The 7,636-nt window shown below is 69.7% G+C and carries 10 protein-coding genes; 3 read left to right on the top strand and 7 right to left on the bottom strand.

The window, feature by feature from the left end:
• Positions 1–67: 67 nt before the first annotated feature.
• From ruvC to HX774_RS18390, 3 genes are all read right to left on the bottom strand, one after another.
• Positions 68–586 (bottom strand): crossover junction endodeoxyribonuclease RuvC, encoded by a 519-nt coding sequence (gene ruvC, locus HX774_RS18400; protein ID WP_178828889.1) that lies wholly within the window; start codon positions 584–586, stop codon positions 68–70.
• 215 nt (positions 587–801) lie between these two features.
• A complete protein-coding gene (locus HX774_RS18395) occupies positions 802–1,494 on the bottom strand; it encodes an MgtC/SapB family protein (RefSeq protein ID WP_178828888.1) in 693 nt (230 codons plus the stop codon).
• A gap of 227 nt (positions 1,495–1,721) precedes the next feature.
• Positions 1,722–2,420 carry an MgtC/SapB family protein gene (locus HX774_RS18390; RefSeq protein WP_178828887.1) on the bottom strand — a complete coding sequence of 233 codons (699 nt, stop codon included), beginning with the start codon at positions 2,418–2,420 and terminating at the stop codon, positions 1,722–1,724.
• A gap of 113 nt (positions 2,421–2,533) precedes the next feature.
• On the opposite strand from HX774_RS18390, the gene HX774_RS18385 reads away from it, so the two are divergent.
• Positions 2,534–3,199 (top strand): hypothetical protein, encoded by a 666-nt coding sequence (locus HX774_RS18385; RefSeq protein WP_178828886.1) that lies wholly within the window; start codon positions 2,534–2,536, stop codon positions 3,197–3,199.
• Between the two features lie 3 nt (positions 3,200–3,202).
• Here the strand turns inward: HX774_RS18385 and HX774_RS18380 are convergent, their stop codons facing one another.
• Positions 3,203–3,976, bottom strand: coding sequence for a YebC/PmpR family DNA-binding transcriptional regulator (locus tag HX774_RS18380; RefSeq protein ID WP_114818538.1), 774 nt, complete (start codon positions 3,974–3,976; stop codon positions 3,203–3,205).
• A 126-nt stretch (positions 3,977–4,102) separates the two neighbouring features.
• Here HX774_RS18380 and HX774_RS18375 point away from each other — a divergent pair, with 126 nt between their 5' ends.
• On the top strand, positions 4,103–4,309 hold the full coding sequence (locus tag HX774_RS18375; RefSeq protein ID WP_184269869.1) for a hypothetical protein: 207 nt from the start codon (positions 4,103–4,105) through the stop codon (positions 4,307–4,309).
• On the opposite strand, the gene HX774_RS18370 is transcribed toward HX774_RS18375, so the two are convergent.
• A complete protein-coding gene (locus HX774_RS18370; protein WP_178828885.1) occupies positions 4,306–4,737 on the bottom strand; it encodes a thioesterase family protein in 432 nt (143 codons plus the stop codon). The two genes, HX774_RS18375 and HX774_RS18370, sit on opposite strands and share 4 nt — an antisense overlap.
• 62 nt (positions 4,738–4,799) lie before the next feature.
• On the opposite strand from HX774_RS18370, the gene HX774_RS18365 reads away from it, so the two are divergent.
• Positions 4,800–5,939 carry a zinc-dependent alcohol dehydrogenase family protein gene (locus HX774_RS18365; RefSeq protein WP_178828884.1) on the top strand — a complete coding sequence of 380 codons (1,140 nt, stop codon included), beginning with the start codon at positions 4,800–4,802 and terminating at the stop codon, positions 5,937–5,939.
• Between the two features lie 155 nt (positions 5,940–6,094).
• Here HX774_RS18365 and HX774_RS18360 read toward each other — a convergent pair whose 3' ends face one another.
• The gene (locus HX774_RS18360; protein WP_178828883.1) at positions 6,095–6,943 is read right to left on the bottom strand and encodes a ribokinase; all 849 of its coding nucleotides are present in this window, start codon (positions 6,941–6,943) and stop codon (positions 6,095–6,097) included.
• Positions 6,940–7,636: nucleoside hydrolase (locus HX774_RS18355; protein WP_178828882.1), on the bottom strand; the 697-nt coding region annotated here is incomplete at its 5' end. The genes HX774_RS18360 and HX774_RS18355, both read right to left, overlap by 4 nt.

Genomic DNA, 7,636 nt, shown 5'->3' with positions numbered 1-7,636 from the left:
CCTCCGTCACGGCCGCTGCGCGTCCGCGCCACCTCCCCATGAAATGGGGAGGAAAGAAGCATCCCGATCATGCCGCGCCCCTCAAACTCGCCGTCAAACTCAAACTCCGCCGATGGTGCGCATGGGTGATCGCCACCGCCAACGCATCCGCCGCGTCCGCCTTCACGTCGCCCGCCGCAGGCAACAGCCGCTTGATCATGAAGGCCACCTGGCTCTTGTCCGCCTGGCCGGCGCCCACCACGGCCTTCTTGACCAGGCTGGGGGCGTACTCCGCCACGCTCAAGCCCGCTCTTGCAGGGGCCAGCATGACCGCCGCCCGCGCATGGCCCAGCTTCAGGGTCGAGGCCCCGTTCATGTTGACGAAGACCTCCTCGATCGCCGCCTCGTCACAGGCATAGGCGGCGCAGATCGACCCCACCTCCTCCAGCAGATGCAGCAGCCGTTCGGGAAAAGGCGCCTTCTCTGCGGGCGCCACCACACCATGCGCGATCCAGCGCAGGCGGCTGCCCTCGCTTTCGATCACGCCCCAGCCGGTGCGGCGCAAACCGGGGTCCAGCCCCAGGATTCGAGTCGATACGTTCGTCATTCGTTCCAGTCATGCCCCAAAGAGGGTTAGCGAACAATGACCGCGAGACTATGCGCCGGTTTCCGTCATCCCGGACGGCCGTCAGGCCGATCCGGGACCCAGGCCTCAGCTACAGGCAAGCCATGGCCGTACATGCGCCGCCGCCTAGGTCCCGGGTTCCGCTGCGCGGCCCCGGGATGACGGCAGGCTGATGACGGCCAGCCTCAGTCGTCCCCTCAATCGTCCCTCGGCATGACCGAGAACCCCGCCAGCCCCGTCTGTTCCCCCAGCCGCATCGACAGATCATGGACCCGCAGCGGCATCGGCCCCCGCGCCTTGATGTGGTGTTCGTGGATCAGGCCGTCGTGGCTGACCACATGGCCGATGCGCACCGGCTTCAGTCCGCTGTCGGCCAGCAGGCCGCGCAGCACCGCCTCATCCGGCGCCGCCCCCCGCGTCCAGCGCAGGGTCACGTCCATCACCCCCACGTGCGGCAGACGCGCGTCCAGGAAGCGCAGGATGGCCAGCACCAGCAGGGTCGCGCCGCCGGCGATCAGCCCCAGGTCCCACATGCCGATGCCGAACATCACCCCGACCGCCGAGGTGGTCCACAGCGACGCCGCTGTGGTCAGGCCATGCACCGAAAACCCCTCGCGGAAGATGACCCCGGCGCACAGGAAGCCGATGCCGGTCAGGATGCCGTGCGACATCCGGGTGGGGTCGATCACCAGTCTCTGATCCGGCAGGGCGACGAAGGCCCAGGTCGACTGATGCATGGCCGCCAGCATCAGGACGCAGGACGTCATGCAGACCAGGATATGGGTGCGGAACCCCGCCGGATGCCCGTGATAGGTCCGCTCGATCCCGATCAGACCGCCCGCCGTCATCGCCGCCGCCACCGGCGCGACCAGCGCCCAATCTACCGTCATGTCCGCCTCTCAAGCTGCACAGGACCGCCCACCGTGGACCGCGCCGCTGGTAGCGGCAAGCCACCCCTCTCCCTCCCCTTCATGGGGAGGGTGGTCGCGCAGCGACCGGGTGGGGAGGGCCTGGCGATACGGAGCACAGCGCTTGATTTGCCAAAGCGCCCCCACCCGACTTCGCCCTGCGGGCTCAGCCACCCTCCCCATGAAGGGGAGGGAGAGGGCCGCGTCGCTCAATCATCCCGCGGGTCCAGCAGGTAGTCCGTCACCCCCGGCAGGGCGCACAGCCGCGCCGCCAGCGTCTTCAGCTCGGCCTCGCTCCCGGCCTTGATGCGCCAGCTACGCCGCACCGTCGCCCCGCCGTCGATCAGCTCGAAGCGGTCATGGTGCGGCGTGGCGTCGATGGCCTTCAGCGCCGCCTCGACCTCGGCCTCGGGCGACGGCCCGTCGCGCCGCCAGCGCACCTCGACATCGGTCAGCACCCGCGCCGGCAACCGCACGCTGACCAGCCGCAACCCCATCAGGATCAGTCCCGTGACCACCGTCCCCACGACGCCGAGGGTGAACAGCCCCGCCCCGAACAACAGGCCGATGGCCGAGGTGATCCACAGGCTCGCCGCCGTCGTCAGTCCATGGATGGAAAACCCGGTGCGAAAGATCACCCCTGCGCACAGGAAGCCGATGCCGGTCAGCACCCCGTGCGCCATCCGCGTCGGGTCGGTGACGATGTTCTCGTCCGGCAGGGCGCGAAACGCCCAATCCGCCTGTCCCATGGCCGCCAGCATCAGCAGGGCCGAGGCCAGACTGACCAGGATATGGGTGCGGAACCCCGCCGCCCGGCCGCGCCACTCGCGCTCAAACCCGATCAGCCCTCCGGCCACGACGGCGCCCAGGATGGGCAGGGCGAAACTCTCGATCTCTGACAGGTCCATCCCACGGCAACGGTCAGCCGTCCGCCCCCGTTCCCCTCCAGACGGCTCCGCTTGCTCACAGGCTCCGCAAGGCGCATTCTTGGACGATCCGCGATAGCCGAAAGGAAGCCGCCATGCGCGCCGCCCTGTTCGTCGCCTCCCTCGCCTGCCTGCTTCCCCTCACGACGACGCCCGCCGCCGCCCAGGAAACGCGCGATCAGTTCATGGAGCGCTGCACCCTGGCCCACGCCGTGGCCGAAACCGCCAATATGCAGAGCTATGCTCTGGGCGACTGCGGTGAGCAGTGGATAGCCCTCAACCGCGCCAATCCCATGCTCGACGCCATCCTGTCGGTCTTCGTCGCCGGAACCCCGTCCGCGCTCGACCCCGCCGATGTTCAGCGCAGGGCGTCCATCGTGCGCTGGACCTCCCCGTCACAGGGTCAGTTGGCGGGTCTGAATGTCGAGGTCACGCGCACGCCGACGACGCGGATCATCTTCAACTGGTCGGCGACGGGCCAGCCCATCCCCTATGACCCGGTCGAGGCCCTGCGTGTGCGCGGCGCACAGGTCTATCCGATCGGCTGCTACGCCCTGGGCGCGGGCGAGAGCAACGGCGTCTGGCGCGTCGATGCCCCCGGCCACGCCCCCTTCGCCCTGACGGTCTATCGGCGCGAGGCCCCGACCGCCTCGGCCCTGTCCTACATCACCGTCAGCGCCGATGCGGAACGCAACCTGCCGACGCTCGGCGACCTCATGGCCGCCGAGCCGGACCAGGACTGGCAGGACTGTCCCTCGTAAGGATCAGCCCGCGTACTTGGCCGCGTCTTCGTCCGAGACGTCTTCGTTGGAATAGACCGCCGACACGTCGTCCTCGGCGTCCAGCGCGTCCAGCAGCTTGAACAGGGTGCCCACGGCCTCGCCCGTCACCGCGACCTCGGTCTGCGGCTTCCACACGATGGCGGTCGATTTGGGATCGCCCAGCACCTTGGACATGGCCTCGGCCACCTCGTTCAGGTCTTCATAGGCGGTCCAGATCGTATGGCCCGGCGCGTCCTCATAGATGTCCGGCTTGACCAGATCGCTCTCGACGTCCTGGGCGCCGGCCTCGATGGCGGCTTCCATGACCTCGTCCTCGGTGCCCGCCTCGGCCTTGTAGGTGATCTTGCCGACCTTATCCCACATGAAAGCGACCGAGTTCATCTCGCTCAGTGCGCCGCCGTTCTTCTTGAAGGCCGCGCCGATGTTCGAAGCCGCACGGTTGCGGTTGTCGGTCAGGGCCTCGACGATGATGCCGACGCCGCCGGGACCCCGGCCCTCATAGCGGACCTCTTCCATCGTATCGACGTCGCCGCCCGAGGCCTTGTTGATCGCCCGCTGGATCACGTCCTTGGGCAGGCTTTCCGCCTTGGCGTTGTTGACCGCCAGACGCAGGCGCGGGTTCAGCGCCGGGTCGGGCATCCCGTTCTTGGCGGCCACGGTGATGTCGCGCGATAGCTTGGAGAACAGCTTGGAGCGCTGAGCGTCGGCGCGCCCCTTGCGGTGCATGATGTTCTTGAATTTCGAGTGGCCGGCCATGAATCTCGCTGCCAGATTTCTGAAACGTGAGGCGAGGGCTTTACTGGAAGTGTGATCCTCTGTCACGACAGGGAACCGCCCGACTGCGCCGGGGATTTAGCGCAGGCCTGTAACGAGGAGACGCTGATGGCCGCCGACGACACCTATCTGGACGACGCCTACGATGAAGGCATCGACCACGCCCACGCCGGCGAAATCGTCGAATGGTACGCCAAGCGCCCGGTCACGGTCTCCACCGCCGCCGCTACCGGCTCCATCGTCGCCGCCTTCGCCCTGGGTGCCCTGACCGCGGTCGGAACCCTGTTCCTGCTGCGCCAGTACGACGAGCGCTAGGCCTGCCCTTCCAGAAACGCCCGCAGCGCCTCCGGGATGGCTGCGGGCCGCATCGTCGCGCGCCGCACCATGACGTGGACGAAAAAGCCCTCGGCCGTCGCCTCATCCTCATCGTTGCGGAACAGTCCGATCTCGTAGCGGATGCTGGACGATCCCAGCCGTCCGACCCGCACCCCGGCGTGAATCACGTCGGGATAGGCCGCCGAGGCGTGAAACCGACAGCCTGATTCGGCCGCTACCCCGATGACCTCGGACCCGGTCACGTCCAGCAGCCCCGCCTCGATCAGCATCTGGTTCACCGCCGTGTCGATGAAGGCATAGTAGGCGACGTTGTTGACGTGGCCATAGGCGTCGTTGTCCGCCCACCGCGTCGTCAGCCGCACGAACCGCCCATAGTCGCCGCGCCTGCCCCTGATCCGCTCCGTCATCGCCGCCCCTTGGCCTCCGCTACGTCATGCGCCTAGCCTGCCAGCAGATGGGAGCCCTGACCATGCCGACCACCACCCGCGCCGCCGTCCTGCGCCACAGGGGCGCCGCGCGCCCCTATGCCGACAGCCGCCCGCTGAGCATCGAGACCCTCACCCTCGACGATCCTGGTCCGGGCGAGGTTCTGGTCGCCATCAAGGCTGCGGGCCTGTGCCATTCCGACCTCAGCGTCATCAACGGCGACCGCCCCCGCCCCCTGCCCATGGCCCTGGGGCATGAGGCGGCAGGCGTGGTCGAGGCCCTCGGCCCCGGCGTCACCGACCTCCAGATCGGCGACCACGTCGTCATGGTCTTCATGCCGTCGTGCGGCCACTGCAGCCCCTGCGCCGAGGGCCGCCCTGCCCTGTGCGAACCGGGCGCCGCCGCCAACGGCCGGGGCGAGTTGCTGACCGGCCGCCGCGCCCTGCACGCCGGGACTGAGACCCTGAACCACCACCTCGGCTGCTCCGCCTTCGCCGAGCACGCCGTGGTCTCGCGCCGCTCGCTGGTCAGGATCGACCCCGACCTGCCGTTCGAGCACGCCGCCCTGTTCGGTTGCGCCGTGCTGACCGGCGTCGGGGCTGTGGTGAACACGGCGGGTCTCCGCGCCGGCCAGTCGGCCGTGGTCGTCGGCCTCGGCGGCGTCGGCCTGGCCAGCGTCCTCGGCGCCCTGGCCTCGGGCGCCTCGCCGATCGTGGCCGTCGATCTGTCGGAGGACAAGCTGGCCCTGGCCCGCGCGCTGGCATCCGAGGGCGTGGTTCAGGCCGTCAACGCCGCCGATGCCGACGCCGTCGATCAGGTCCGCGCCCTGACCAATGGCGGCGCCGACTTCGTCTTCGAAATGGCCGGCTCGGTCCGTGCCCTCGACAGCGCCTGGCGCATGACCCGGCGCGGCGGAACCACCGTCACCGCCGGCCTGCCCCCGCCCGAGGCCGCCCTCGCCGTCAACGTCGTCTCCCTCGTCGGCGAAGAACGCACCTTGAAGGGCTCCTACATCGGAACCTGCGTGCCCGTGCGTGACATCCCCCGCTACGTCGCCCTCTTCCGCCAGGGTCGCCTGCCGGTCGACCGCCTGCTCAGCGGCGTCCTGGCGCTCGACGACATCAACGCCGCCTTCGACTCCCTGGCCGACGGTCAGGCGGTGCGGCAGGTGATCCAGTTCTAACGCCCTTTCTCCCTCCCCTTCATGGGGAGGGTGGCTGACGCGTAGCGGCAGACGGGTGGGGGCGCTTCGGCAAATCAAGCGCCGCGCCCCATATCGCCTTGCCCTCCCCACCCGGTCGCTGCGCGACCACCCTCCCCGAACGGGGAGGGAGAATCTCAGGCGCCCGCCAGCAACCCCTCCACCTCGTCCCGCGTCCCCAGCGACGGCTGCGCCCCCGGCCGCGTCGCCGCCAGCGCCCCCGCCGCACAGGCGAAGTGCAGCGCCGCATCCGGCGTCATCCCGTCCAGCAGGGCCACCACGATGGCCCCGACGAAGGCGTCGCCCGCGCCGGTCGCATCCACCGCCTCGACGCGCGGCGGCACGGCCCAGGCCATCTCCACCCCGCGCCGGTACATGACCGCGCCGCGCGCCCCCTTCGTCACCGCCACCAGCCCGCCGCCGACGTGCAGGGCCTCGCCATAGAAGGCGGCCTCGGTCTCGTTGACCACGATCAGGTCGGCCCGCCGCAGCAGGGCCTCCGACACCGGCGCAGCGGGCGCGAGATTCACGCAGACAAAGTCCGTCGCCCGTCCCACCGCCGCCTCGACCGTCTCGATCGGCAGCTCCAGCTGGGCGATCAGCGGCGTCTCGATCCGCGCCGGCAGCTGTTCCGGCGTGACGAAGTGGTTGGCCCCGGCGGCCACCACGATCTGGTTCTCCCCGCTGGGATCAACCGCGATCAGGGCCACCCCCGTCGGGGCCGCGATGTCCGTCTCGACCCCCGACAGGTCCACCCCGTGCGCCAGCATCAGGGCCACGGCCGCGCCCGACATCTCGTCCTCGCCGACCCGCCCGATCAGGCTGACCTCGGCGCCCAGACGCCGCGCCGCCAGCGCCTGATTGGCGCCCTTGCCGCCAGCATGACGGGCCAGGATCGCCCCCGTCACCGTCTCGCCCGGCGCGGGCAGACTGGGCGCGGACGCCACCATGTCCAGATTGATCGACCCGACGACGGTGATCCTCATTGCCATTCTCCCAGTCTCTCGGCGATCAGGTCGAAAACCCCGTCCGCATCCGCCTTTTTCGCCCAGAAATGTTTGGCCGTCGCGGCCTCGACGCGGAACTCCACCGCCGTATGGCCGCGCGTCAGATCGCTCTCGGTCTCCACATCGATGCGGCACGGCGCCAGCTCGAACAGCTCGGGTTTCAGCAGCCAGGCCACGGTGCAGGGATCATGCAGCGGCCCGGCGTCCCAGCCGACGATCTCGCGCTCGGTCCGCTGCGAAAAGCGCAGCATGGCCGCCGACGCCCGCGCCGAGCCCGTGTCCACCGCCTCGATGGCCCTGATGCGGTCCTCGGTCGCGCGCACCTGATGGGTGGCGTCCAGGCCCATGACGATCATTCGACAACCCGAGGCGAAGACCTCGGCCGCCGCGTCGGGGTCGGCCCAGATGTTGAACTCGGCCGAGGCGGTGATGTTGCCGCCTTCCGAGCGCGCCCCGCCCATGACCACGACTGGCCCCAGATGCCCCGCCAGCCTCGGCTCGGCCCGCATGGCCAGGGCCAGATTGGTCATCGGCCCCATGACGATTAGCGCCACGCTGCCCGCAGGCTTTTCCATCACCCGCCGCACGATAGCCTCCACCGAGGTCCCCTCGCCCGCCGGCGCGACGGGCTCGAACGGCTCCAGATCCCCCAGCCCCTCGGCCCCGTGGAAC

The organism is Brevundimonas sp. P7753 (assembly GCF_013386595.1).
Taxonomy (GTDB): Bacteria; Pseudomonadota; Alphaproteobacteria; order Caulobacterales; family Caulobacteraceae; genus Brevundimonas; species Brevundimonas bullata.
This window is presented reverse-complemented; position numbering and strand designations above follow the sequence as displayed.